The organism is Mycobacterium sp. SMC-18 (assembly GCF_045310895.1).
Classification (GTDB): Bacteria; Actinomycetota; Actinomycetes; order Mycobacteriales; family Mycobacteriaceae; genus Mycobacterium.
This window is the reverse complement of sequence record NZ_JBJIAL010000001.1, coordinates 176,422-201,772: the sequence shown is the minus strand read 5'-3', so window position 1 is coordinate 201,772 and position 25,351 is coordinate 176,422. Positions and strand designations below refer to the sequence as shown.

At 68.5% G+C, this 25,351-nt stretch carries 26 protein-coding genes and 1 riboswitch; of the genes, 17 read left to right on the top strand and 9 right to left on the bottom strand.

Annotated elements, in window-relative coordinates; all coding sequences use genetic code 11:
- Positions 1 to 40: 40 nt before the first annotated feature.
- Positions 41 to 835, bottom strand: coding sequence for an LmeA family phospholipid-binding protein (locus tag ACJH6J_RS00995; RefSeq protein ID WP_244872885.1), 795 nt, complete (start codon positions 833 to 835; stop codon positions 41 to 43).
- Positions 836 to 929: 94 nt separating this feature from the next.
- Here ACJH6J_RS00995 and ACJH6J_RS00990 point away from each other — a divergent pair, with 94 nt between their 5' ends.
- Positions 930 to 1,688 carry a class I SAM-dependent methyltransferase gene (locus ACJH6J_RS00990; protein ID WP_406803410.1) on the top strand — a complete coding sequence of 253 codons (759 nt, stop codon included), beginning with the start codon at positions 930 to 932 and terminating at the stop codon, positions 1,686 to 1,688.
- Between the two features lie 7 nt (positions 1,689 to 1,695).
- Here the strand turns inward: ACJH6J_RS00990 and ACJH6J_RS00985 are convergent, their stop codons facing one another.
- The 7 genes from ACJH6J_RS00985 to malQ all read right to left on the bottom strand — a co-directional run bounded on the left by ACJH6J_RS00985 (position 1,696) and on the right by malQ (position 9,191).
- Positions 1,696 to 2,151: a nuclear transport factor 2 family protein gene (locus ACJH6J_RS00985; RefSeq protein WP_212814353.1), complete on the bottom strand. Its 456-nt coding sequence runs from the start codon at positions 2,149 to 2,151 to the stop codon at positions 1,696 to 1,698.
- Positions 2,142 to 3,029 (bottom strand): LLM class F420-dependent oxidoreductase, encoded by an 888-nt coding sequence (locus tag ACJH6J_RS00980; protein ID WP_212814355.1) that lies wholly within the window; start codon positions 3,027 to 3,029, stop codon positions 2,142 to 2,144. The genes ACJH6J_RS00985 and ACJH6J_RS00980 overlap by 10 nt, the downstream gene beginning before the upstream one ends.
- Positions 3,029 to 4,345: a serine/threonine-protein kinase gene (locus ACJH6J_RS00975; protein ID WP_406774841.1), complete on the bottom strand. Its 1,317-nt coding sequence runs from the start codon at positions 4,343 to 4,345 to the stop codon at positions 3,029 to 3,031. The genes ACJH6J_RS00980 and ACJH6J_RS00975 overlap by 1 nt, the downstream gene beginning before the upstream one ends.
- A gap of 22 nt (positions 4,346 to 4,367) precedes the next feature.
- Positions 4,368 to 5,429: a PDR/VanB family oxidoreductase gene (locus ACJH6J_RS00970; RefSeq protein WP_346416265.1), complete on the bottom strand. Its 1,062-nt coding sequence runs from the start codon at positions 5,427 to 5,429 to the stop codon at positions 4,368 to 4,370.
- A gap of 41 nt (positions 5,430 to 5,470) precedes the next feature.
- Positions 5,471 to 6,370, bottom strand: coding sequence for a metal-dependent hydrolase (locus ACJH6J_RS00965; protein ID WP_212814360.1), 900 nt, complete (start codon positions 6,368 to 6,370; stop codon positions 5,471 to 5,473).
- A gap of 161 nt (positions 6,371 to 6,531) precedes the next feature.
- The gene (locus ACJH6J_RS00960) at positions 6,532 to 6,987 is read right to left on the bottom strand and encodes a hypothetical protein (protein ID WP_212814362.1); all 456 of its coding nucleotides are present in this window, start codon (positions 6,985 to 6,987) and stop codon (positions 6,532 to 6,534) included.
- A 56-nt stretch (positions 6,988 to 7,043) separates the two neighbouring features.
- Entirely contained in the window at positions 7,044 to 9,191 is a 2,148-nt protein-coding gene (gene malQ, locus ACJH6J_RS00955) for a 4-alpha-glucanotransferase (protein ID WP_406803398.1), read from the bottom strand.
- Positions 9,192 to 9,340: 149 nt separating this feature from the next.
- Here malQ and ACJH6J_RS00950 point away from each other — a divergent pair, with 149 nt between their 5' ends.
- From ACJH6J_RS00950 to ACJH6J_RS00925, 6 genes are all read left to right on the top strand, one after another.
- Complete coding sequence (locus tag ACJH6J_RS00950) at positions 9,341 to 10,207, top strand: sterol desaturase family protein (protein ID WP_346416264.1); 867 nt, start codon at positions 9,341 to 9,343, stop codon at positions 10,205 to 10,207.
- 160 nt (positions 10,208 to 10,367) lie between these two features.
- Positions 10,368 to 10,982: a LysM peptidoglycan-binding domain-containing protein gene (locus tag ACJH6J_RS00945; protein WP_212814366.1), complete on the top strand. Its 615-nt coding sequence runs from the start codon at positions 10,368 to 10,370 to the stop codon at positions 10,980 to 10,982.
- Positions 10,983 to 11,174: 192 nt separating this feature from the next.
- The gene (locus tag ACJH6J_RS00940; RefSeq protein ID WP_406774839.1) at positions 11,175 to 11,858 is read left to right on the top strand and encodes a hypothetical protein; all 684 of its coding nucleotides are present in this window, start codon (positions 11,175 to 11,177) and stop codon (positions 11,856 to 11,858) included.
- Between the two features lie 110 nt (positions 11,859 to 11,968).
- Positions 11,969 to 12,301, top strand: a complete 333-nt coding sequence (locus ACJH6J_RS00935) for a helix-turn-helix transcriptional regulator (RefSeq protein ID WP_212814368.1) — start codon at positions 11,969 to 11,971, stop codon at positions 12,299 to 12,301.
- Positions 12,301 to 12,945: an SRPBCC family protein gene (locus ACJH6J_RS00930; RefSeq protein ID WP_406774838.1), complete on the top strand. Its 645-nt coding sequence runs from the start codon at positions 12,301 to 12,303 to the stop codon at positions 12,943 to 12,945. The genes ACJH6J_RS00935 and ACJH6J_RS00930 overlap by 1 nt, the downstream gene beginning before the upstream one ends.
- Positions 12,946 to 13,074: 129 nt before the next feature.
- Entirely contained in the window at positions 13,075 to 14,553 is a 1,479-nt protein-coding gene (locus tag ACJH6J_RS00925) for an FAD-binding protein (RefSeq protein ID WP_406774837.1), read from the top strand.
- Here the strand turns inward: ACJH6J_RS00925 and ACJH6J_RS00920 are convergent, their stop codons facing one another.
- On the bottom strand, positions 14,554 to 16,473 hold the full coding sequence (locus ACJH6J_RS00920; protein ID WP_212814374.1) for an ABC transporter ATP-binding protein/permease: 1,920 nt from the start codon (positions 16,471 to 16,473) through the stop codon (positions 14,554 to 14,556).
- A 148-nt stretch (positions 16,474 to 16,621) separates the two neighbouring features.
- On the opposite strand from ACJH6J_RS00920, the gene secA2 reads away from it, so the two are divergent.
- The 10 genes from secA2 (at position 16,622) to ACJH6J_RS00870 (ending at position 25,011) form a co-directional block, all read left to right on the top strand.
- Positions 16,622 to 18,967, top strand: a complete 2,346-nt coding sequence (gene secA2 / locus ACJH6J_RS00915) for an accessory Sec system translocase SecA2 (protein WP_212814376.1) — start codon at positions 16,622 to 16,624, stop codon at positions 18,965 to 18,967.
- Between the two features lie 10 nt (positions 18,968 to 18,977).
- The gene (locus ACJH6J_RS00910) at positions 18,978 to 19,616 is read left to right on the top strand and encodes a CDP-alcohol phosphatidyltransferase family protein (RefSeq protein ID WP_212814377.1); all 639 of its coding nucleotides are present in this window, start codon (positions 18,978 to 18,980) and stop codon (positions 19,614 to 19,616) included.
- Complete coding sequence (locus ACJH6J_RS00905) at positions 19,613 to 20,557, top strand: DUF881 domain-containing protein (protein WP_212814379.1); 945 nt, start codon at positions 19,613 to 19,615, stop codon at positions 20,555 to 20,557. Before ACJH6J_RS00910 ends, ACJH6J_RS00905 begins: the two co-directional genes overlap by 4 nt.
- Positions 20,558 to 20,567: 10 nt before the next feature.
- Entirely contained in the window at positions 20,568 to 20,900 is a 333-nt protein-coding gene (locus ACJH6J_RS00900; protein WP_020100154.1) for a small basic family protein, read from the top strand.
- A 9-nt stretch (positions 20,901 to 20,909) separates the two neighbouring features.
- Complete coding sequence (locus tag ACJH6J_RS00895; protein WP_212814381.1) at positions 20,910 to 21,698, top strand: DUF881 domain-containing protein; 789 nt, start codon at positions 20,910 to 20,912, stop codon at positions 21,696 to 21,698.
- Positions 21,699 to 21,770: 72 nt separating this feature from the next.
- On the top strand, positions 21,771 to 22,166 hold the full coding sequence (gene gcvH / locus ACJH6J_RS00890; protein ID WP_212814383.1) for a glycine cleavage system protein GcvH: 396 nt from the start codon (positions 21,771 to 21,773) through the stop codon (positions 22,164 to 22,166).
- A gap of 201 nt (positions 22,167 to 22,367) precedes the next feature.
- Positions 22,368 to 22,844: a glycogen accumulation regulator GarA gene (gene garA, locus ACJH6J_RS00885; RefSeq protein WP_020100157.1), complete on the top strand. Its 477-nt coding sequence runs from the start codon at positions 22,368 to 22,370 to the stop codon at positions 22,842 to 22,844.
- Positions 22,845 to 22,859: 15 nt separating this feature from the next.
- Positions 22,860 to 23,594, top strand: a complete 735-nt coding sequence (locus ACJH6J_RS00880; RefSeq protein ID WP_212814385.1) for a MerR family transcriptional regulator — start codon at positions 22,860 to 22,862, stop codon at positions 23,592 to 23,594.
- A 52-nt stretch (positions 23,595 to 23,646) separates the two neighbouring features.
- Complete coding sequence (locus tag ACJH6J_RS00875) at positions 23,647 to 24,141, top strand: bifunctional nuclease family protein (RefSeq protein ID WP_020100159.1); 495 nt, start codon at positions 23,647 to 23,649, stop codon at positions 24,139 to 24,141.
- Between the two features lie 243 nt (positions 24,142 to 24,384).
- Positions 24,385 to 25,011 (top strand): MerR family transcriptional regulator, encoded by a 627-nt coding sequence (locus ACJH6J_RS00870; RefSeq protein WP_020100160.1) that lies wholly within the window; start codon positions 24,385 to 24,387, stop codon positions 25,009 to 25,011.
- Between the two features lie 106 nt (positions 25,012 to 25,117).
- Positions 25,118 to 25,215: riboswitch (glycine riboswitch) on the top strand.
- Positions 25,216 to 25,351: the final 136 nt, after the last annotated feature.

Genomic DNA, 25,351 nt, shown 5'->3' with positions numbered 1-25,351 from the left:
TGACTGTAGTGAAGGATCGGCGGATCTTCAGCGCAGCGGATCAGCCTGGCCAGATCACGTCGAGCGGCCGGCCCACCACACTGAGTTGGTTGATCAGCTCGTCCAGGACGGCGCGCGGCAGGTCGAACCGCCATTCCGGCAGTGTCGCACCGACACGTACGACGCCCGGACCGACCTCCACCGAGGTCAGGGTCATGCCGTACGGCAGCTCGGGCAGCCGCACCGGGTACGCCGGGGCGAGTCCGGGCACCGGGACCCGGGCGGCGCCCAGCGTCAGGCCACGGGGCTTGAGCCACAACGTCTTGCCGTGCAGGTGAGGATCGACCTCGATGACCCCGGAGCGGAAGCGCGACAACCGGATTCGGGTGACCCCGTCGTCGCCGATCTCGGTGCGCACACGCGGTTCGGCGGCCCGGATCAGCTCGTCGAGCGAGTCGGACGGCACCTCCAACGTCACCTCGACGGGAGTGGCTGCCAACATCGGTGGCACCGAGGGCCGGATGTGCAGGTTGTTCAGCTTCGCCGAGACCGAATTCAGTTCGGTTCCCGCCCATTTCACCTTGTCCGCGGCGATGTTGACCGTGCCGATGTGGCCGACGGCGAAGATGCCGGCATCCCACCGGGAATCGAACTTGGTCACGGTGAAGGCCAGGTCGCTGGTGCTCATGCGGACGGTGATCCGGCGCCCGACCACCAGCGGCCGCACCGTCAGCAACGCCGTCCGATAGGCCGCGGCCGCCCCGGTGCTCACCGGCAGCACCGCGGCGGTCGACACCACCGAGGTGAACAGATCGAGCGGTCGGAGCGGGTCCCACCGGCGCGGCGGACGCGTCATGGGGTCCAGCATGCCCGTAGCTGCCGCCGGTGCACCACTCGGCATCCGGGGAACGGGCTCCCGGTAGCGTCGAGTCGTGGCTGAGTCTGATGAGCTGTACCGGCAGCGTGACCGAGCTGATTCGTTCGGCGGTGCCGCCCGGTCGTATGACCGGCACCGGCCCCGCTACCCGGAGGCCATGCTCGACGAACTGGTCGGGACCGGTTCGGTCCGGGTGCTCGACGTCGGCGCCGGAACCGGGATCGCGTCCCGGCAGCTGATCGCCCGCGGGGCGGAACTGGTTGCGCTGGAACCGGATCCGAGGATGGCCGAGATCGCCGCCGAGCACGGCGTCACCGTCGAGGTGGCCACTTTCGAGGACTGGGACGACGCCGGCCGGACCTTCGACGTGGTCCTGTTCGCCCAGTCGTTCCACTGGGTCGACCCGGCGGCGGCGCTGCCGAAGATTCGCCGGTTGCTCGCCCCGGGCGACCGGCTGGCGCTGGCGTGGAACCGGCTGTTCCCGGTGCAGCCGTCGCGCCAGGATTTCGCGGAGGTGTACCGCGACTTCCTCGATGCCGCTTCACCTTTGGTGACCGGGACCCCCACCGGCGGGACCGGCTCGGGCATGGACAGCGCCGACGTGGTGGCCGACCTGGAGACCGCCGGATTCGCCGTGCAGCAGCTGACCTACGCCCGCGGTGAGCAGTACACCCGCGAGCAGTGGCTGGACCTCGTGTTCACCTACTCCAACCACCTGGTGCTGCCCGCCGACCGGGCCGCCGAGCTGCGGGCTCGGCTGGCGGCGGTGATCGGCGACGGCGGCGTGCAGGTCGGCGGAGACACGCTGCTGATCGTGGCGCAGCCGGCGTAGACGACGGCTAGTCCCGGAGGCGGCGGACGGGCCGGGTCTCGATGGCGTTGAGCGTCAGGGCGCGGCGCCGGATGCGCCAGCCGTCGCCGGTCGGGGCGTACTCGTCGTCGTACCGCAGGTGCCACACCAGATCGGTGACGTCCGAGTCGGCGCCGCGGGTCCAGTGGTGGGCGACGCACGTGATGCGGCCACGAGCGTGGTCGGTGGCGTCGGTGTAGACCTCACCGACGATCTCGTGCTGGGTGCGGACGACGCCCGACAGGGCGGCCATCGCGGCCCGGACCCCGTCTGGCCCGTGCTCGGGCCGTATCGGGTCCAGCGATCGGGGCGGGTCCGGGAGGACCAATTCCGCTGTGCTGGTGAAGAGTTCGACGACATCGTCGAACCGGCGGTCGTCGACGGCCGCGGCGTAGCGGTGCACCAGGTCGGTCAGCGCCAGCCGGTCGGCCACTGTCAGCGGCACGGTGTGAGCCCGAGCCGTTCGGCGCACGCCGACAACATGTCCCTGGCCTCGTCGATGTCGGTGACGGGCGGCATCGCCAGCACGATGCGGTCGGCGCCGAGCTCCGCGAGCCGGCCGGCACGATCGGCGTCGACCTTGGGCACCAGGTGTCCGAGGGAGAGTTCGAGGGCGTCGGGGTCCCGGCCGGTCCGCTCGGCCGACTCCCGCATCAGCGCGATCAACGCCGACAGTTCCGCGCCCGCGACGCCGAGCGGCTGCAAGCCGTCACCGCGCTGGCCGGCGCGGCGGGCCGCGGCCCGGCTGTGCCCGCCGATGTGGATCGGGATCGGCGAAACCGGCTTGGGATAGCAAGCGGCATGGGCGAATTCGAAGAACTCGCCGGAATGGGTGACGCCGTCCGGCTGATCCGACCACAGCAGCCGCAATACGTCGATCTGCTCGTCGGCGCGGCGGCCACGGGCGTCGAACGGGGCCCCGCACGCCTCGATCTCCTCGCGCAGCCAGCCCATGCCGACGGCCAGGCGAACACGACCGCCGGACAAGGCGTTCAAGGTGGCGACGCGCTTGGCCAACACCACCGGGTGATGGTTCGGCAGCACCAGCACGCCCGTCGCCAGGCCCAGTGTGCTCGTCTGCCCGGCGAGGAAAGCCAGCAGTTCCAGTGGATCCGGGACCGCACAGTCGGCGGGAATCTCCACGCGGCCCGAGGCGTCGTAGGGATACACGCTCGAGTACTCGGTGAGCAGCACCGTATGTTCCACGGCCACAATGGATTCGAAGCCACAGCTCTCCAGGTGGCGGGCGAACTGCGTCATCCAGACCGGATCGGCGGTGACTCCGGCCGCGACCGGTGCGACCACGGCGAACTTGGGTGACATCAGCGCCTCCGCTCGCCGCGGCGAATCTCTTCCCAGCACTGCAGCCGTGTCATCCCGGTCCGGTCCATGCATTCGCGGATCGGCGTCTCCTGTTCTGGCGCAGGCGCTTCGGTGGTGGTCGGGGTGGTCGGCGGCGTGGTGGTCTCGACCGTGACCGTGCTGGTGACCGTCGCCTCGGTCGGCTCGGCGGGAGGCTCGGTGGGCGCGACGGCCGATGTCGGGCTCGGTGGCGCCTCGGTGGCCGACGGTGTGGTGGTCGCCGGGGGAGCCGTTGTGGTCGTCGCTGCGGGACGCGGCGGTGCCGGCTGTTCATCCTTGGCGCGGGTGAACTCGATGGCCGCGAAGACCAGTGCGGCGATCAGCAGCACCGTGAGCACCACGGGCAGGATCAGCGACCGGCGGGACCGCGTGGATTTGTCCGGCTGCAGGACCTGCGTCCGGTCCGCCGCCGCGGGAGCCAGAATGGTGGCATCCGCGCCCGTCACGCCCAGCCCGTGCTGGAGGGCGCGGGCGAAATCGGCGCACTTGTCGAACCGGTCCTTGGGATCCTTGGCGAGTGCCTTGGCCAGCACCGGGTCCAGGGCGGCGAGATCGGGCCGGCTTTGTGAGAGCGACGGCGGGGGAGCGCTGAGGTGCTTGCCGATGATCACCGCGGCGTTGGAGTTCTCGAACGGCGGCGCCCCGGTGAAGAGCTGAAAAGCGGTGGCCGCCAACGCATATTGGTCGGCGCGGCCGTCGATGACGCTGCCGGTCAGCTGCTCCGGAGCGGCGTAGAACACGGTGCCGACGGTCATGTTCGTCGCGGTCAGCCCGGCGGAGTCGTTGGCGCACCGCGCAATGCCGAAGTCGGCCAACTTGATTCGGCGGCTCGCCGGATCGGTGTCACTGATCAGGATGTTGGCCGGCTTGACGTCGCGGTGCAGCAGATCGTGCTGGTGCGCGTAGTCGAGCGCGTCGGCGACGGCGCTGATGATCGCGACCGCCTGATCGTCGGATACGCCGCCGGCGCCGCGCAGCAGGCGGCTGACGTCGATGCCGTCGACGTACTCCATCGAGATCCACAACTGGCCGTCGAACTCGCCGCGGTCGTACACCCCGACGATGTTCGGATGCGACAACGCAGCGGTCAGGTCCGCCTCACGCAGGAACCGCTCGCGGAACTCCTGATTCGTGGACATCTCGGGACGCAGCACCTTGAGCGCGTCCTGCCTGGGCAGTCGCGGATGCTGGGCGACGTAGACCTCGCCCATGCCACCGGAACCCAGGCACCGGACGATGGTGTAGCCCGCGAAATCGGTCCCCTCGGCCATTGGCATTGGGGCATCGTAAACCGGACGGCTAGAGGTCCAGGGTCAGCGGTCCGTCGCCCTGCGCGCGCGACACACAGATCAGTGCCTGACCGGCCTCGCGTTCGGTCTCGGTCAGCAGGCCGTCCCTGTGGTCGACGGCGCCGGCGAGCACCTTCACCCGGCACGTGCCGCAGAAGCCCTGCTGGCACGAATACGGTGCGTGCACACCGGCTTTGATCAGCGCCGTCAGCAACGTCTCGTCGGCCGCGACGGCAACGGTCTGGCCCGTCGAGGCGACCTCGACCTTGAACTCCTGGCCATCGGTCACCGGAGGCGCGGCGAAGCGCTCGAAGTGCAGCTCGATGTCGTCCGCCCCGACCAGCCGGGTACGGATCGCATTGAGCATCGGCGCCGGGCCGCACGTGTACACCGAGGTGCCCGGCCGGCAGTCGCCCAGCAGATCGTCGGCCGTCGGCAGGCCGTCGACGTCGTCGGTGCGGATCTGCACCTTGTCGCCGAACCGTGTCAGCTCGTCCAGGAACGGCAGGCTGTCGCGGCTGCGGCCGACGTACAGCATCGACCAGTCGATGCCGAACTGTTCGGCACGCGCCAGCATGGGCAGGATCGGCGTGATACCGATACCGCCGGCGATGAACCGCAGCGTGCGGGTCGGCGACCCGAAGCCGGGCACCGCCAGCGGGAAGGCGTTGCGCGGTCCGTTGGTGGTGATCACGTCCCCGACCGCCAGCTGGTGCGCCTCGATGGAGCCACCGCCGCCATCGGGTATGCGCCGCACGGCAATTCGGTAGGCGCCCTGCTCGTCGGGATCGCCGCACAGCGAGTACTGGCGGATCAGACCGCTGGGCAGGTGGATGTCGAGATGCGAACCCGGGTGCCAGCGGGGAAGTTCCGACCCGTCGGCGCTGACGAACGTCAACGCCACCACGTCCTGGTCGTGCGCGACGACCTCACGGCCGGCGATCTTCAGCGCGATGGTGCGCTCGACGACAGCCGGTACCGGGGGCTTGCGTACCCGCGTCGATACCCAGAACGTGCTGCTGACGACGGCGTCGGCCACGGTCACCAGCAGGTCGTGCGGCAACAGGCCCATCACGCTGGGCGGCGCCAGACGTGACCGGAAGCGGCGCGCCCTCACAGGTGTGCGGCGCGGGCAGCGGGCGAGGCGGCCAGATACGCCACGGCCTGCGCGGTCGAGCCCATGTCTTCCGGGCTGTAGTTCGGCTTGAAGTACACCAGCGTCTGGGTCAGCAGCAGGTTCCGGTACTTCGGCAGGAGCCCCAGCTTCGAGTCGCGCATCCGCAGGCGCTGCGACTTCCACCAGCCGAGCTTGAGCTGCGGGTCGCTCTTGACCAGGAACCGCATGCCGCGCTGGAAGAACACGTACATCAGGACCGCCACCACGCTCATGGCGCGGATGCGGTCGAAGTAGCTGTTGCGGAAGTACACGGCGACCTCGTGGGCCACCGAGCGGTGCTCGACCTCCTCGGCGCCGTGCCAGCGGAACAGGTCCACCATGACGGGGTCGGCGTCGTAGTTGTCCCACGTGCAGTTCAAGACGAAGTCGCCGAGCACCGCGGTGTAGTGCTCGACGGCCGCGATGAACCACAGCCGCTCGATGAGGTTGTTCATCTTGCGGCGCGGGTCGTCCGTCTTGGCCGGAGCGAGGATCTCTTCGAAGACGAACTCGACCTGATCGAGCAACGGCGTGACATTCATGCCACTGCGCACCAGGTAGTCGTTCATGACGGTGTCGTGGGCCTCGGCGTGCATGGCCTCCTGGCCGATGAAGCCGCGGACGTCGTCGGCGAGTTTCGGATCCTTGATGAGCGGCAGCGCTTCGTTGAACGTCTCGATGAACCAGCGCTCACCCGCCGGAAGCAGGATGTTCAGCAGGTTCACCACGTGCGAGGCGACAGGGTGGCCGGGAATCCAGGACATCGGCTTGTCCGCGGTCTCGAAAGCCACGTTGCGGGCCTGGATCTGCACCGGACCCGGGTCTACCTCATGGGCGAAACGTTGTGGTCGCAGCATGGAACAGCTACCTCCGGATCCTCAAGCATCGTTGCGAGTGGACCCAGTGTAAGCGTTTTATGTGGGAACGGCGGTACTGGGTTTTGCCGTGAGACGACGAAACGGCATCCCAGCAGCCAGAACCTGTGTCTTGACCTGCTGGAATGCCGTCTCGGCAAAAGTTACATACCGGGGACCGACATGCCCGGCTGCGGGCCGACAGGCGTCGCCTGCACCGTCGTCACGCCGTTGGCGCCGACGTGCGGGCCCTGCGGAGCACCGGGCGCCCCTGCGGGAGCGCCGCCACCGGCCGCCGGCGCGCCGGCGGAGGCGTTCTCGACGGCCTTGGTGGTGCAGTTCAGCATGAGGATGACGCGGCCGTGGCTGCCCATCTTCTCCTGATCGACGATGCACTGCGCCTGCGGCACATCGCTGCCGACCGAGCCGCCGAACGTGGCCCGCACACCCTGGCTCTTGAGAATCGAGACGGCGCGGGCGTAGGACTCGCCCACCACGTTCATCGAGCTCGAACCGCCCGGATCCGACGCGGCCACCGACGAGCCGAACATCGCGGTGGCACCCACCGCCACCGCACCTGCTGCCACGGCGCCTGCCGTCAGCATCTTCAGCTTCTTCACCTGACCTCCTCGAGTACAGCGAAGATAGCGCAGATGGCGGGGTGGAGAAACTCGAATCAACTCAATCCCGGTGTCACCGCGTCGGCCATCACCTGCGCCAACGCGGCCGCACGAGCGTCGGAAAACAGGTCTTCGAGGAGGATCTTCCGGCCGTCCGGACCCGCCAGCGGGACCCGCCAGTTCGGATATTCGTCCGTGGTGCCCGGCTGATTCTGGGTCCGCACGTCACCGACGGCATCGGGCAGCGCCAGCGCCAGGAGCCGCGACGGGGTGCGGGTGAGATAGCGGTACAGGGCGAGGACGGTCTGCTCGGGGTCGATCGCATCAGGGGCGTTCGGCGGCAACAACCCCGCCGCGCGCAGGACGTCCAGCCAGCGCTGCTGATCGGCACGGTCGGCCGCGACCTCTTCTTTGTACGGGCGGGTCAGCAGGCCGAGATCGCGGCGCAGCCGTAGATGCGCGCCGGCCAGGTAACCCGCTGTCGGTGGCAGGTCATGCGTCGTCACCGCAGACAGGCAGTATTCGCGCCACCGCGGCGCGGGCAGCGGTCCGCCGTCCTGGTCGGCTTCGAACCACAGGATCGAGGTGCCGAGCAGACCGCGGTCGCGCAGGTAGTCGCGAACCCATGGTTCGACGGTGCCCAGATCCTCGCCGACCACCACCGCGCCGGCTCGCTGCGCCTCCAGCGCCACGATGCCGATCATCGCCTCGTGGTCGTAGTGGACGTAGGTGCCGTCGACCGGCGTCGCGCCGTCCGGAATCCACCACAGCCGGAACAGGCCGATGATGTGGTCGATGCGGACACCGCCCGCGTGCCGCAGCACGGCCCGGACCACGGCGCGGAACGGCTCGTAGGCCCGCTCCACGAGCTCGTCCGGACGCCACGGCGGCTGCGACCAGTCCTGTCCGAGCTGATTGAACTCGTCCGGCGGCGCCCCCGCCGACACGCCGGTGGCCAGCACGTCCTGCAGGGCCCAGGCGTCGGCGCCGCCCGGGTGCACGCCGACTGCCAGATCGTGGACGATGCCGAGGGACATCCCCGCCTGCACCGCGGTGGCCTGCGCGGCGGTCAGCTGGTCATCGAGTTGCCACTGCAGCCACCGATGGAAATCGATACGGCTGCTGTGCTTTTCGGCGAACGCCCGCACCGCCGGATGGTCCGGGTGCTGAAACTCCGCCGGCCAGTCGCGCCAGTCGTCGCCGTGCTTCTCGGCCAGCACGCACCACGTCGCGAAGTCGTCGAGCGTGCGGCCGGTCCGTTGCCGGTAGCCGTCGTATGCGACGGCCCGCCCCGCCGAGCGGTGGGCCCGGTAAACCTCCTTGAGCGCATTGCGCTTGGACTTCCACGCGGCGTCGCGATCGATGAACTCGTTCTTGTCGGCGCGGGACTGGGCGTCGGCGCGGGCCTTGCGCAGCGTGGCCGGGGTGCGGACGGCGGTGTACTCGGGAACGGCCTGCACGCGCAGGTAGAGCGGGTTGGCGAACTGGCGCGACGTCGGCAGATACGGCGACGGCTCCATCGGGGCCACCGGGCCGGCGGCGTGCAACGGGTTCACCAGGATGAAGTCGGCCTGGTGCCGGGTGGCCGACCACACGGCGAGGTCGGTGAGGTCGGTGAGATCGCCGGTACCCCAGGAGTCCCGAGACCGCACGCTGTAGAGCTGGGTGGCCAGGCCCCAGGCCCGGCCGCTGCCCAGACGGCTCGGCAGCGTCAGCGCGTCGGGGGTGACGATCAGGACGGCGTCGGCGTCCGCGGCGGCGCCGGCCTGGACGTGCAGCCGGTGGTAGCCCAGCGGAAGATCGGCGGGCAGTTCGAAGCTCGCCTCGCCGACCAGGCGGCCATCGAGATCGAAGGGCGGCCGGTTGTTCTCCAGCTGGCGCAGCCCGGCCCGCACCGAACCGTCCTCCAACCGGATCCACACGCCGACGGGCGCGCCGTGGGTGACATGCACCCAGAAGCTCGACGGCTGACCGGCCCGGGCGACGATCGTGGGGGACAGGGTGCGCTGCCAGTACGCGCGCTCGTGGTCGGCCAGGGCAGCCGCGCGTGCGTCCTCGGAATCGGCCGGTACGCCGAGCGCCGCGAGCACGGCGACCAGCGTGGACGCGGCGACGGCGTGTTGCGTGCCGCTCCAGTCCAGGTACTCGGTGGCCACACCGTGGCGTCGGGCGAGCTCGACGAGCGACGCGGTGCGATCAGTCATGCGCGCCATCTTGCCGCGATTCGGAGCACGATGGGAGCTGAGTGGAGGGTGCGGGCGCATTTCCGGCCGGCGGACGGTGCGTGCCCGGATACGCTGCGCCCGGAGGTGTCGACGTGAGTTCCGATCTGCTGTCCGACGTGCTGCCGACGATGCTGCACGACCCGGTCTCGTACGCCATTCCGTTCTTCGTGGTGGCGCTGCTGCTGGAGTGGGGCGCGGCCCGCAAGCTCGCGTACGACGAACAGCGGCCGCCGTCGGGCGCCTACCTGCGCGCCGATGCCTGGGCCAGCATCTGGATGGGCGCGGTGTCGCTGTTCACCAGCGGTGTACTGAACTTCCTCGCGCTGGTCGGCTACGCGGCGCTGTATGTGTACGTCGCGCCGTGGCACCTGCCGGGTGACGCCTGGTACACGTGGGTGATCGCGATCCTCGGCGTCGACCTGATCTATTACACCTACCACCGCATGGCCCACCGGGTGCGGCTGTTCTGGGCCACGCACCAGGCGCACCATTCCAGCGAGTACTTCAATCTGTCCACCGCACTGCGGCAGAAGTGGAATCCCTCCGGCGACCTGGCGATGAAGGCGGTACTGCCGGCGCTGGGCGTGCCGCCGTGGATCGTGTTCGCCAGCTTCTCGCTGAACCTGGTGTACCAGTACTGGATTCACACCGAACGAATCGGAAAGCTCTGGCGGCCAATCGAATACATTTTCAACACGCCGTCGCACCACCGCGTGCACCACGGCCGGGACCGGCAATACCTCGACAAGAACTACGGCGGCGTCCTGATCATCTGGGACCGGATGTTCGGCAGCTTCACGCCGGAGGCCGCGCGGCCGAACTATGGTCTGACCAAACCTGTTGGTACGTACAACATCTGGAAACTTCAGACGCACGAGTATGCGTCGATTGTCCGAGATGTGCGCCAGGCCAACGGGTTCGGTGACCGAATGGGCTACGTCTTCGGCCCGCCGGGATGGCAGCCGGCGGGACCGGAGGCCGCGCCGGTTCACTGACAGGGGCGTCAACGCTGACAGAACGCTGTGATTCCTTCGCGATAACTCATTGTTCGCCAACTGTTTTGATTTCAGCGAGCGCAAACACTGGCGTTCCCCGGAACCGTCGGTACTGTCGTTGCTCGACAGGGGTGAATCGAACCAAAGGAGCTGGACTTTCATGGGTGACACACTTCAGAAGGGCGAGAAGCTCGAGGTCGGCCAGTCGCTGACGTCGAACAACGGTGCGTACCGGCTGGTGCTGCAGGACGACGGCAACCTAGTGCTGTACGCAGGGGAGCAGTCCGTGTGGGCCACCGCCACCGACGGCCAGGACGTCAAGCGCGCCGAGGTGCAGGAGGACGGCAACTTCGTGCTGTACACCCCGGACAAGCCGGTGTGGGCCAGCCAGACCGCCGGCGCCGACAACGTCCGTCTCGTGCTGCAGGACGATCGCAACCTCGTGCTCTACAGCGGCGACGACGCCAAGTGGTCGTCCGAGACCCACACCGACGAGGTGCCCCCGGCGCCGGTCGAGGCGGCTCCGGAGCCCGCGCCCGCACCCGAGCCCGAGGTGGCTGCCGAGCCGGTCGCCGAGGTCGCGCCCGAGCCCGAGCCCGCCCCGGTGCCCGAGGCGCCGGCGCCGCGCACCTACACCGTGCAGTCGGGTGACACCCTGTGGGCCATCGCCGAGCAGTTCTACGGCGACGGCAACCGCTACCCGGAGATCGCCGGGGCCAGCGGTATCGACAACCCGGACCTGATCCAGCCCGGTCAGCTCCTGACCATTCCCTGACCTGGACGGACGTTGGCGGCCTGGATCGAAAGATCCGGGCCGCCAACGCGTTTCAACGCCCGGTTCGAGGGGCAGTTTGTTTGCTGGTGCGGGGCGGCCGCCGGTCGCCCACGGCGGGGCCTTTCCCGTCCCGGGTTGGGGTTTGCGGGGTAGGCTGGCGCGACGTCCGTCCCGAGGTGATGGGAGCAAGTCATGTTTGTGGGGGGTTTGCGGGCCGTGGCAGTAGCCGCGGTCGCAGTTCCGATGGTCGCCGTGGGTGGCCCGGCGCCGGTCGCGTCGGCTGATCCCGGAGTGCTCGTCTACCCGGGTATGGAGATTCACCAGGGCACCACGCGCTGCACGCTCGGTTACGTGGACCCGGTCGCGCGGACCGGCTACACCGCAGGTCACTGCCGCGGCAACGGCCCGGTGACCGACAAGGACGGCCGCTTCATCGGCACCATGATCACGTTCCGGGACAACACACCGGACGGCGCCACCATCGCGACCGACCACCAGATCTCCGACTGGGAGTCCATCAACATCGCCGGCGACGTCATGGTGAACAACATCCTGCCCGGCGGGCGGATGCTGGTCACCGATCCCGCGGTGAATCCGCAGCGCGGCGCACCCGTCTGCCACTTCGGTGTCGTCACCGGTGAGACGTGCGGCACCGTCGACGCGGTGAACAACGGTTGGTTCACCATGTCCAACGGCATCGTCAGCCAGAAGGGCGACTCCGGCGGACCGGTCTACACCGTCACGCCGGACAACCGGGCCGTCCTCGTCGGCGTCTTCAACAGCACGTGGGGGCATTTCCCGGCGGCGGTGTCGTGGAGCGCGACCGACCAGCAGACGGGCGACGGCGTCGTGCAGCAGGCCGCCGCCGGCAACTGACCGGGGCGCGGCCCGCGTCGATCCTGCGCTGTGGGCGCGAACGTGGTTTCTGCGTCACGCCCAGATGTGTAACCCTTGACTTATATAAGTCGTGACTATAACTTTGCGATGTGCACGCCTTCGATGTCCTGGGGGACCCGGTTCGCCGACGGATCCTGGAACTGCTGGCGCACGGTGAACTGACCGCGGGCGCCATCGGGGCGACGATCCAAGCCGAGTTCTCGATCAGTCAACCGGCGGTGTCGCAGCATCTGAAGGTCTTGCGCGACAACGGTTTTGCCAGCGTGCGCCCGGACGGTCAGCGACGGCTGTACGCCGTGGACGGCCGGGGTATGCAGGACATCGACAACTGGCTGGCCGGTTTCCGCCGGTTCTGGCAACCGCATCTGGACGCGCTGGCCACCGAAGTGGCGCGCGGGAAACGCAACCGCAAGGGGGAGTGATGATCGACGTCACCGCACAGATCAACGCCGTACAACGCACGGTCGGCACGCGCACGTGGCAGGCGGGCGAAGTCCGCGTCGTCACGATCAGTCAGACATACCCGACCGATGCCGCCGATCTGTGGGACGCATGTACCAATCGGGAGCGGATTCCGCGATGGTTCCTGCCGGTCACCGGCGACCTCGTGGTCGGCGGCACGTTCCAGATCGAGGGGAACGCCGGCGGCACCGTGTTGACGTGCGATCCGCCGCATACCTTCACGGCCACCTGGGAGTGCAACGGACAGACCAGCTGGATCGAGCTGCGCATCGTCGACGGGGGCGACGGCTCGGCGCGTCTCGAGCTCGACCACATCGCCCCGGCCGACGACGACGAGTTCTGGGCGCAGTACGGCCCCAGTGCCGTGGGTATGGGCTGGGACGGCGCGCTTCTCGGGCTGGCCATCCACACCTCGACGGGGCAGGACATCGATCCGTCGTTCGGCCCGCAGTGGACCGTCAGCGACGAGGGCCGCCGGTTCACCCGCGAATCCGGCGCGGCCTGGTGCGCGGCGGATATCGCCGGTGGCGCCGACCCTGAGCAGGCGCGCGCCGCGTCGGCCCGGTGCATCGCGGCCTACCTGGGTGTCGACGAAAACGGATAGCGAACTAGAACACGTTCTAGCCATGGTCCCGTCTCGACGTTATTGTCTAGTCGATCACTGATCAGACACGTGTCCAGGTTTCCTGAATCGACCGCCCTGGACACCACCGAGACCGGCCCAGGAGAGACGATGCAAACAGTTCCCGAGACCGTCAACGCCGCCGACGTCACCGAATGGTCCGACGAGGCCGACGTCGTCGTGATCGGCTTCGGTATCGCCGGTGGCTGCGCCGCGGTCAGCGCCGCCGCCGCGGGCGCCAAGGTCCTGGTGCTGGAGAAGGCGGCCGGTGCCGGCGGCACGACGTCCATGGCCGGCGGCCACTTCTACCTGGGTGGCGGCACGGCGGTGCAGCAGGCCACCGGCCACGACGACAGTCCCGACGAGATGTACAAGTACCTGGTCGCCGTTGCCCACGACCCCGAGCACGACAAGATCCGGGCCTACTGCGACGGCAGCGTCGAGCACTTCAACTGGTTGGAGGACTTGGGTTTTCAGTTCGAGCGCAGCTACTACCCGGGCAAGGTGGTGGTGCCGCCGGGCACCGAGGGCCTGTCCTACACCGGCAACGAGAAGGTGTGGCCGTTCTGCGAGCAGGCCAAACCGGCACCCCGCGGCCACTCGGTGCCGGTGCCGGGCGAACTGGGCGGCGCCGACATGGTCATCAAGCTGCTGCTGAAGCGCGCCGACGAACTCGGTGTCGAGATGCGCTACGAGACCGGCGCGACGAACCTCGTGCTCGACGACACCGGCGCCGTCGCCGGGGTGGCATGGAAGAACTTCGGCGTGACGGGCACCGTCAAGGCCGGTGCGGTGATCATCGCCGCGGGCGGTTTCGCGATGAACCCCGAGATGGTGGCCGAGCACACGCCGGCGCTGGGCCAGAAGCGAAAGACCAAGCACCACGGCGAAGTCGAGCCCTACATCCTGGGCAATCCCAACGACGACGGGCTCGGCATCAAGCTCGGCGTGTCCGCCGGCGGCGTCGCCAAGAACCTGGACCAGTTGTTCATCACCGCTGCCGCCTACCCGCCGGAAATCCTGCTCACCGGCGTCATCGTCAACCAGAACGGCCAGCGCTTCGTCAACGAGGACTCCTACCATTCGCGCACATCGGCTTTCGTGCTCGAGCAGCCCGACCAGGTGGCCTACCTGATCGTCGACGAGGCGCACACCGAGATGCCGGCGATGCCGCTGATCCGGTTCATCGACGGCTGGGAGACGATCGCGGAAATGGAAGAGGCGCTGGGCATTCCGGCCGGCAACCTGGCGGCGACACTGGAGCGGTACAACGCCAACGCCGCGGCCGGCGCCGACCCCGACTTCCACAAGCAGCCGGATTATGTTGCGGCCCAGGACAATGGGCCGTGGGCGGCCTTCGACCTGTCCCTCGGCCGGGCCCTCTACTCGGGATTCACGATGGGCGGGCTGTCGGTCAGTATCGACGGCGAAGTGCTGCGCGCGGACGGCACCGCCGTGCCGGGCCTGTACGCGGCGGGTGCCTGCGCATCGAACATCGCGCAGGACGGCAAGGGCTATGCCAGCGGGACCCAGCTGGGCGAAGGGTCGTTCTTCGGCCGCCGGGCCGGAACCCACGCCGCCACGCGGTGATCAGACGGGGGCGGGCACGCCGTCGTCTTCGATCCGGGTGAGCCGCCAGTTGCCGTCGCCCAGCAGCTCCAGCTCCTGCTGGTGGTGCTGTTCGACGGTGCTGCGGTGGCTGACGCTGACCACGGTGGTGTCGGGCAGTTCGTTCCGAACCAGTTGGTACAGCATCATTTCCAGGCCTTCGTCGAGTGCCGAGGTGGACTCGTCGAAGAACACGGCCTTGGGCCGGGTCAGCAGCACGCGGGCGAAGGCGACGCGCTGCTGCTCGCCGGGCGAGAGGACCTTGGCCCAGTCGTCGACCTCGTCGAGGCGGTTCGCCAGGTGCGGCAGTGCGACCTTGCGCAGGACCTCCTGCAGCTGCTCGTCGGTGTGGGCGCCCACCTTGCTCGGGTAGGACACCACCGCGCGCAGATCACCCAGTGGCACATACGGGAGCTGCGACAGGAACAGCGTCTCGTTCTCCTCCATCGGGAAGTGCATGGCGCCGTGGCAGAAGGGCCACAGCTTGGCCAGGCTGCGCAGCAGGGTCGTCTTGCCGCTGCCGGACGGGCCGGTGACCACCAGCGCCTCGCCCGGGTACAGGCACAGATCCAGCGGCGCGATGAGTTCGCGGCCGTCCGGCGTGCTCACCGTGACCTGCTCCAGCGTGATGGTGTCGTCGGGGCAGTCCTCGGTGGCGAGCTCGGGCAGGTGCCGTGCCGCGTCGTTGGCCGTCACCAGGCCGTGCAGACGGATGATGGCGGCGCGGTAGCCGGCGAACTGGTCGTACACGTTACGGAAGAAGGACAGGCCGTCCTGGATGCTGCCGAACGCCGACGCCGTCTGGTTCATGTCGCCGAGCTTGATCTCGCCGGCGAGGAAGCGCGGGAACTGCAGGACGTACGGCAACGGCACGATGATCTGGCTCATCGAGAGGTTCCAGCCGTTGAGGCCGATCATCCGGTTCACGTACCGCTTGTAGTTGTCGACGACGGGCGCGAACAACCGGCGCAGGCCCGTCCGCTCGGCGAGTTCACCGTGATAGAAGGCGACGGCCTCGGCCGCGTCGCGCATCCGCACGAGCGCGTAGCGGAACGCGGCGTTGAAGCGTTCGTTGTCGAACGACAGCCAGATGATGGGGCGGCCGATCCAGAAGGCGACCACCGAAGCGACGAGGACGTAGCCGAGCCCGATCCAGAACATCGCCTTCGGGATCGTGAGGCCGGCGATGGTCAGCGTGCCGGACAGGTTCCACAGAATCGCGGTGAACGAAAGCATCGATGCGATGGCGTTGATGGCGCCGAACAACAACGTGGAGGTGGTCATGTTGTTGGGCGTGTTGGGCAGCGGGCCCACGCCGGCGGTGAAGATGTCGATATCGCTCTGGATGCGCTGGTCCGGGTTGTCGATGGTGTCGTCGATGAACCGCGACCGGTAGTACGCCTTGCCGTCCAGCCAGTCGCCCGTGAGCCGGTCGGTCAGCCAGGCGCGCCACCGCAGGATGAACCGCTGCGTCATGAACAGGTCGAGCATGATGCGGCAGACGTGCAGCACGGCCAGCAGCGAGAAGATGCCGATCGACATCCAGAAGCCGTGTGCGCCCGAGTCCTTGACGGCCTGGTCGTGACCGGCCAGGCCGGAAGCCACCACCTGGAAGCTGGTCATCAGATCGTTGCTCTGATAGCTGAAGAGCACCGTGAGCCGAACACCGGTGATCACCGACAGCAGCAGCGCCGCCAGCCACAGCCATACGACGATGCTGTCGCGGCCGACGAAGTAGGCGCCGGTGATGCGCCAGAACTGCCTTCCCCAGACCGTGAAGCGGCCGATGGCGGTCACCACCACCAGCGTCGATACCGCGGCGATCAGCCAGGCTTTCGCGATCCACCACAGCGAGGTCGTGAGCTCACTGCCCCATTCGAGGGTCGGGGTGAACAAATCCATCCCCGCAAGGTACCCGTGACCTATTGACGTTCGCGCTGCGACAGGCAATGACGTGAGACGCCGGTCACCTTCCGCGGGGCTCCGGCAGGTGGACGGGCAGGTGGACGGCTGCAGCAGAGCGGACGGACGGGACCGGTACCTTTGACCTGTGGCGAAAACCAGCACCGCGAAATCCGGCCGGCTGAGCAGCAAGTTCTGGAAGCTGCTCGGTGCTTCCACCGACAAGAACCAGAACCGATCGATGAATCAGGTTCGGGCGTCGGCCGAATTCGACGACAAGGCCGCGGGGCTGGACGACGAGCAGATCACCAAGGCCGCCAAGCTGCTCGAGCTGTCCGACCTCGCCGATGCCGCCGACATCCCGCAGTTCCTGGCCATCGCCCGGGAGGCGGCCGAACGCACCACCGGTCTGCGGCCGTTCGACGTTCAGCTCCTCGGCGCGCTGCGCATGATGGCCGGCGACGTCGTCGAGATGGCCACCGGTGAGGGCAAGACCCTGGCCGGCGCGATCGCGGCCGCCGGTTATGCGCTTGCCGGCCGGCACGTGCACGTCATCTCCGTCAACGACTACCTGGCCCGGCGCGACGCCGAGTGGATGGGGCCGCTGCTGGCCGCGATGGGCCTGACGGTCGGCTGGATCACCGCCGAGTCGACGGCCGACGAACGGCGCGCCGCCTATGAATGCGACGTCACCTACGCCTCGGTCAACGAGATCGGGTTCGACGTGCTGCGCGACCAGCTGGTCACCCATGTCGACGACCTGGTGTCGCCGCGGCCGGACGTCGCGCTGATCGACGAGGCCGACTCCGTGCTCGTCGACGAGGCGCTGGTGCCGCTCGTGCTCGCCGGCACCACGCACCGCGAGACCCCGCGCATGGAGATCATCCGGCTGGTGGGGGAGATGACCTCCGAGAACCGTGTCGACGACTCGCTGCAGTACTACGACACCGACGCCGACCGCCGCAACGTGCACCTGACCGACGCCGGCGCGCGCAAGCTCGAGAAGGCGCTCGGCGGCATCGACCTGTACTCCGAGGAGCACATCGGCACCACCCTGACCGAGGTCAACGTGGCCCTGCACGCGCACGTGCTGCTGCAGCGCGACGTGCACTACATCGTTCGGGACAACGCCGTTCACCTCATCAACGCCTCGCGCGGCCGCATCGCGTCGCTGCAGCGCTGGCCCGACGGCCTGCAGGCGGCCGTCGAGGCCAAGGAAGGCATCGAGACCACCGAGACCGGCGAGGTGCTCGACACCATCACCGTGCAGGCCCTCATCGGCCGTTACCCGACGGTGTGCGGCATGACCGGTACCGCGCTGGCCGCCGGTGAGCAGCTGCGCCAGTTCTACCGGCTCGGGGTGTCGCCGATTCCGCCGAATACACCGAACATCCGCGAGGACGAGGCCGACCGCGTCTACATCACCGCGGCCGCCAAGAACCAGGCCGTCATCGAGCACATCCAGAAGATCCACGCGACCGGTCAGCCGGTGCTGGTCGGCACCCGCGACGTCGCCGAATCCGAAGCGCTGCACGCGAAACTGGTCAAGGCCGGCGTGCCCGCCGTCGTGCTGAACGCCAAGAACGACGAGGAGGAAGCCGCCGTCATCGCCGAGGCCGGCAAGCTCGCCACCGTCACCGTCTCGACCCAGATGGCCGGCCGCGGCACCGACATCCGCCTCGGCGGATCCGACGAAGCCGACCATGACGCCGTCGCCGAACTCGGTGGCCTGCATGTCATCGGCACCGGCCGGCACCACACCGAACGCCTCGACAACCAGCTGCGCGGCCGCGCCGGCCGCCAGGGTGACCCGGGCTCGTCGGTGTTCTTCTCCAGCTGGGAGGACGACGTCGTCGTCTCGCACCTGGATCCCGAGAAGCTCCCGATGCAGACGGACGAGGACGGCCGCATCATCAGCGACCGCGCCGGCCAGATGCTCGAGCACGCACAGCGCGTCGCCGAGGGCCGGCTGCTGGACGTGCACGCCAACACCTGGCGCTACAACCAGCTCACCGCGCAGCAACGCGCGATCATCGTGGAACGCCGAGAGACGTTGCTGCGCACCACAACCGCGCGGGACGAACTCAAGGAGCTGTCGCCGGACCGGTACCAGGAACTCGTCGACGAGGTCGGTGAGGACGCGCTAGAGCGCATCTGCCGGCTGATCATGCTGTACCACCTGGACCGCGGCTGGGCCGACCACCTGGCCTACCTGTCCGACATCCGCGAGAGCATCCACCTGCGCGCGCTGGGACGCCAGGATCCGCTCGACGAATTCCACCGCATGGCGGTCGACGCGTTCGCGTCGCTGGCGGCCGACGCCATCGAGGCCGCGCAGCAGACCTTCGAGACCGCCAACGTGCTGGAGGACGAGCCCGGACTGGATCTGTCCAAGCTGGCCCGCCCGACGTCGACGTGGACGTACATGATTCACGACAACCCGCTGGCCGACGACACGATGGCAGCGCTGAGCCTGCCCGGGGTATTCCGTTAGGTTTAGCCCTATGGACCCCCAGCGAGAAGCCGGAGGCGGATCGCACACAGACGTGGAAGCCGAGTCGGGCGACCGGGTGCTGACGATTCCCAACGCGCTCAGCGCGTTGCGGTTGCTGCTGGTCCCGGTGTTCCTCTACCTGTTGTTGTCGGCGCACGCGAACGGCTGGGCCGTCGCGATCCTGATGTTCAGCGGCTTCTCCGACTGGGCCGACGGCAAGATCGCGCGCCTGGTCCCGAACCAGTCGTCGCGGCTGGGCGAGCTGTTGGACCCACTGGTCGACCGGATCTACATGCTCGTCGTGCCGGTCGCGCTGGCGATCGCGCACGTCGTGCCCTGGTGGTTCGTGCTGACCCTGATCGGCCGCGACGCCGTGCTGGCGGCCACGCTGCCGCTGTTGCGCGGCCGCGGGCTGACGGCGCTGCCCGTCACCTACATCGGCAAGGCCGCCACGTTCGCGCTGATGTCCGGCTTCCCGCTGGTGCTGCTGGGCCAATGGCCCGATGCCTGGAGCCGCGTGGTGCTGGCCTGCGGCTGGGCGTTCCTGGTGTGGGGGATCGCCATGTATCTGTGGTCCGCGGTGCTGTACCTGATCCAGGTGGCCATGGTGCGCCGAGATCTGCCGCCGGTCGCGAGGTCCGCCGCGTGACTGAAGCCGGGACACCCCGGGACCGGGCCCTGGGCGGTTACTGGCCGGAGGCCGGCCGCAACAGCCACGTCGCCGACGAGCCGGTCCGGATTCCGGTGCCGTCGCTGCTGCGCTCGCTGCTCACCGATCACCTGGACCCCGGTTATGCCGCCGCGGCCGAGCGCCGCAAAGCGGACGGCGACGGTGCCCGGCGCGGTCGCTCCCGGCGGTTGGCCGACGGTGCGTGGCTGCTGGTCGGCGTCGCCGCGGTGTCGGTGGTGTTCGTGACGGCGGCACAGCATGCGGTGTCGATGGCCCCTGCCAACGACCAGACCCAGCACGTCCTGTCGGCCAACGCGCGTACCGCGGAAGCGCGCACCCGCGACAGCACCGCCACCCGGGACGCGCTGGCCGGCCAGGTGGAGGCCGCACGCCGTGGCCGGCTGGCCGGCGACGCGAAAGGCCGTGAACTGCTGGCCGCCCTCGAGCAGGCCGAGTTCGGCGCGGGCGTGACCGCGGTGACCGGCCCCGGCCTCACCGTCACCGTCACCGAGCCCCCGCCGAGCCCGAACCTGTCCGACGTGTCGAAGCAGCGGGTCGCCGGCAGCCCGCAGATCATCCTGGACCGGGACCTGCAGCTGGCCGTCAACTCCTTGTGGGCCGCCGGTGCCGAGGCGGTGTCCGTCGGCGGCGTACGGATCGGGCCGAACGTGACCATGCGGCAGGCCGGCGGTGGCATCCTCGTCGACAACCAGCCGGTGGCCAGCCCGTACGTCGTCGTCGCCATCGGGCCGCCGCACGCCATGCAGGAGGTGTTCGAGCAGACCCCTGCCATGCAGCGGCTGATGCTGCTCGCGCAGTCGTACGGGGTGGGGATCAGCGTCCAGACCCGGGACCGGCTGACGGTGTCGGCCGCGTCGGTACGAGATGTCAACTTCGCCAAGGAGATTGGACCAAAGTGAGCAGGGCTACATGATCGGGATCGCGGCACTTGTGGTCGGCATCGTGCTGGGGTTGATCTTCCACCCCAGCGTGCCCGAGGCGGTCCAGCCGTACCTGCCGATCGCCGTGGTGGCGGCGCTCGACGCGGTGTTCGGCGGACTGCGGGCCTACCTGGAGCGCATCTTCGACGCGAAGGTCTTCGTGATCTCGTTCGTCTTCAACGTCCTGGTCGCCGCCGTGATCGTCTATGTCGGCGACCAGCTGGGCGTGGGCACCCAGCTGTCCACCGCGATCATCGTGGTGCTGGGCATCCGGATCTTCGGCAACGCGGCGGCGCTGCGGCGCAGGTTGTTCGGGGCGTGACGGTGCACCATGGCTGACGACGAACAGCACGCGGAAGAAGAACACCACGGCCGGCACGAGCTGCCCGACGGCGTTCCGGCGCGGCTGCCGCGCAGCCGGTCGCAGTTGATGTTCGGCGCGCTGGCCGTACTGCTCTGCGTGCTGCTCGGGGTGGCCATCGCGACGCAGGTGCGCCAGACAGAATCGGGTGACGCGCTCGACACCGCGCGGCCTGCCGACCTGCTGGTGCTGCTCGACTCACTGCAACAGCGCGAGGCGTCCCTCAACACCGAGGTGGCGGACCTGCAGAAGACGCTGTCGTCGTTGCAGGCGTCGGGCAACAGCGACCAGGCCGCCATCGAGAACGCGCAGGCGCGGCTGCGTGCCCTGTCGATCCTGATCGGCACGGTCGCGGCGACCGGCCCGGGCGTCACCATCACCATCGAGGACATCGCGCCCGGCGTGTCACCCGAGACCTTGCTCGACGTCATCAACGAGTTGCGCGCCGCCGGCGCCGAGGCCATGGAGATCCGGTCGGGACGCGGCGACCAGCAGACCGCGGTGCGGGTCGGCGTCGACACCTGGGTGACCGGCACCGCGGGCGCGCTGGTGGTCGACAACGTGACCATGAACCCGCCCTATTCCATTCTCGCCATTGGGGATCCGCCGACGCTCGCGGCCGCGATGAACATCCCGGGCGGGGCGATGGACAGTGTGAAACGCGTTGGCGGCACAATGTCCGTGCAACAGGCCGACACGATCGACGTGAGTGCCCTGCGGCAACCGAAACCGCGCCAATACGCTCAGCCCGTCAAGTAGACGCCGGGCCTGATCGTCGAGCCGTATCCTTACTGACCGAAAACACACTGACCTGAACTCGCAAGGAGCGTCGTGAGCGAAACGCCAGCCGATCTGCTGTACACCACCGAGCACGAATGGGTGCGCCGCACCGGCGAGGGCACCGTGCGGGTCGGAATCACCGATTTCGCGCAGGGTGCGCTGGGTGACGTCGTCTACGTCGATCTGCCCGAGGTCGGTACCACCGTGGCCGCCGGCGACGTGTTCGGTGAGGTCGAATCGCCCAAGACGACGTCGGAGCTGTACGCCCCGATCGCCGCGAAAATCGTTGCGGTCAACGGTGATCTGGAAGGCTCGCCCGACCTGGTCAACTCCGATCCGTACGACGGCGGCTGGCTCATCGAACTGCAGGCCGACGCGGCCGAACTGGATGGCCAGCTCGCCGGTCTGCTCGACGCGGACGGCTACCGGGCGACCCTGGACGAGTAACCCTTTTGTTAGGGTGCTGCGGTCCGGTTCGGCCGTGGCGACACCAAAGTCGGCGCGGCGGATCCGGTGGTGGCGGGCACACTGGCCCGCGCCGCGCGGTACGGTCAATAGTGAGACGTATGCGACATTCGATGACTGCTGGCAGCACCTGCCGGCTGGTCGTGCAAAAGAGCGCCACAGCAGCCAGTAGAGGAGCAGCGCGTGACGGATAACGACAGCGGTTCGGGGACCGATTTCGGCTCCGAGGAGGCAACGGTGGAGACCACTTCGGTCTTCCGGGCGGACTTCCTCAATGAGCTCGACGCCCCGGCTTCGACGAGCGGCACCAGTGCCGTCTCCGGAGTTGAAGGACTGCCGGTGGGCTCGGCCCTGCTGGTGGTCAAGCGCGGGCCGAATGCCGGCTCGCGATTCCTGCTGGATCAGCCGAGCACCTCGGCAGGCCGTCATCCCGACAGCGACATCTTCCTCGACGACGTGACGGTGAGCCGTCGCCACGCCGAGTTCCGGCTCGAGTCCGGTGAGTTCCAGGTGGTCGACGTCGGCAGCCTCAACGGCACCTACGTCAACCGCGAGCCCGTCGACTCGGCGGTGCTGGCCAACGGGGACGAGGTCCAGATCGGCAAGTTCCGCCTGGTGTTCCTGACCGGCCCCAAGACCGACGACAGCTCGGCTGGTTAGACCGGCGGTCAGTCGATGACGCAGCCCGACCGCAGTGCAGTGGCCGGGATGTCGATCGGAGCGGTGTTCGACCTGCTCCGGCCAGACTTCCCGGATGTGACCATCTCCAAGATCCGGTTCCTGGAGGAACAGGGTCTGGTCACGCCCGAACGCACTGGGTCGGGCTACCGTCGTTTTACGGCCTATGACTGCGCGCGGCTGCGGTTCATCCTGTCCGCGCAGCGGGACCAGTACCTGCCGCTCAAGGTCATCAAGGCCCAGCTGGACGCCCAGCCCGACGGCGCGCTGCCGTCGAACGGATCCGCTTACGGCGTACCGAAATTGGTTCCGGATCCCGACAGCGACCAGGCCGGCGGCCCGGCTGACGTCGCACCCGCCCAGGTCCGGCTCAGCCGCGAGGACCTGCTGCAGCGCTCCGGGATCAAGCCGGAGCTGTTGGCCGCGCTGGTCAAGAGCGGCGTGATCATCCCCGGCCCGGCGGGGTTCTTCGACGAACATGCCGTGGTCATCGCACAATGCGCCCATGCGCTGGGCGAATACGGTGTCGAACCGCGGCACCTGCGGGCCTTCCGGTCCGCCGCCGACCGGCAGTCGGACCTGATCGCCCAGATCGCCGGCCCCATCGGAAAAGCCGGCAACGCCGGGGCCCGGGACCGGGCCGACGAACTGGCCCGCGAGGTCGCGGCGCTCGCCATCACGCTGCACACGTCTCTGATCAAGTCTGCCGTGCGCGACGTTCTCGATCGCTGAGGACTAGACTCGAATTCGTTGATGGCACACGGATTGCGGAGGGCAGACGCAGATGGGCGAGGTTCGTGTGGTCGGCATTCGGGTGGAACAGCCGCAGAACCAACCCGTGCTCTTGCTGCGCGAATCCGACGGTGACCGCTACCTGCCGATCTGGATCGGGCAGTCCGAAGCGGCCGCGATCGCGCTCGAGCAGCAGGGCGTCTCGCCGGCTCGGCCCCTGACGCACGACCTGATCAAGGATCTGATTGCCGCGCTTGGTCATTCGCTGCGCGAGGTGCGCATCGTGGACCTGCAGGAAGGCACCTTCTACGCCGACCTGGTGTTCGACCGCGACATCACGGTGTCGGCGCGGCCGTCGGACTCGGTGGCCATCGCGCTGCGGGTGGGCGTACCGATCTACGTCGAGGAAGCGGTACTCGCAGAGGCGGGTCTGCTCATCCCGGACGAGGGTGACGAGGAGTCGTCCGGCCCCGTGCGCGAGGACGAGGTCGAGAAGTTCAAGGAGTTCCTCGACAGCATTTCGCCGGACGATTTCAAGGCGACTTAGGTCGGAGTGCGCTGTCCCGGAGGGCCCTTGTTACGGATGCATCTCAGTTAGGTCAGCGCGTGTCGACACTCGGTGCGCCGTTTGCGGATTCGCCGAATCCGCGCCACATACTTTCCTCGTTCTGGTGACGGGCTGAAGTGGCCCGGCGGGAAGCGTATGCTCGACACATTCGAGCAGCGGACATGCCCGCCGAGCAGCAGTGGCCGCCAGGCAGGTTAGTTCGATCGGCGAGAGGATCAGGCAGTGGGCGACGAGACGCCACGTCAAGAGCAGTTGGACCTGACGACCAACGGCGCGCCTGAGCAGGCCGCCCCGACACCGGCTCCCGTGCCGGTGCAGGCAGGCCTGTTCCCTGACGAGTCTGTTCCCGACGAACTGGTCGGCTACCGCGGGCCGAGCGCCTGCCAGATCGCCGGCATCACCTACCGTCAGCTGGACTACTGGGCCCGCACCTCGCTGGTCGTGCCGTCGATCCGCGGCGCCGCCGGCTCCGGCAGCCAGCGCCTGTACTCGTTCAAGGACATCCTGGTCCTCAAGATCGTCAAGCGGCTGCTGGACACCGGCATCTCGCTGCACAACATCCGCGTCGCGGTCGACCACCTGCGCCAGCGCGGCGTACATGACCTGGCGAACATCACGCTGTTCTCGGACGGCACCACGGTGTACGAGTGCACGTCGGCCGAAGAGGTCGTCGACCTGCTGCAGGGCGGTCAGGGCGTGTTCGGCATCGCGGTTTCGGGCGCCATGCGTGAGCTGACCGGCGCCATCGCCGACTTCCCGGGTGAGCGTGCCGACGGCGGCGAGTCCATCGCCGCGCCCGAGGACGAACTCGCCTCGCGTCGCAAGCAGCGCGACCGCAAGATCGGCTGAGTCCCGCCAACCCAAGCACGAGCAACGGCCCCTCTCCCCACGGAGAGGGGCCGTTTGCTGTCCATTCGTGACCATCGGTGACCGACCGGTAGACTGGCGCGCGCATCGTCCCGACGCGGGAGAGTTCTGTGGCCGCCAGCCATGGACGCCGAAGGAGCAATACCTCTCCATCAACCTCTCAGGCCCCCGGACCGCGCCGGAGCCCGATGCCTCTGGAAAGCGGCGAGCTGCGACTCGCCCGCCCATGGGGAAAGGCCGACCACGCCGTCGGGCCGAATCTCTCAGGCACCGACGACAGAGGGGGAGGAACCCCTAGCGGTTCCGTGGCAAGCCTGCCCCG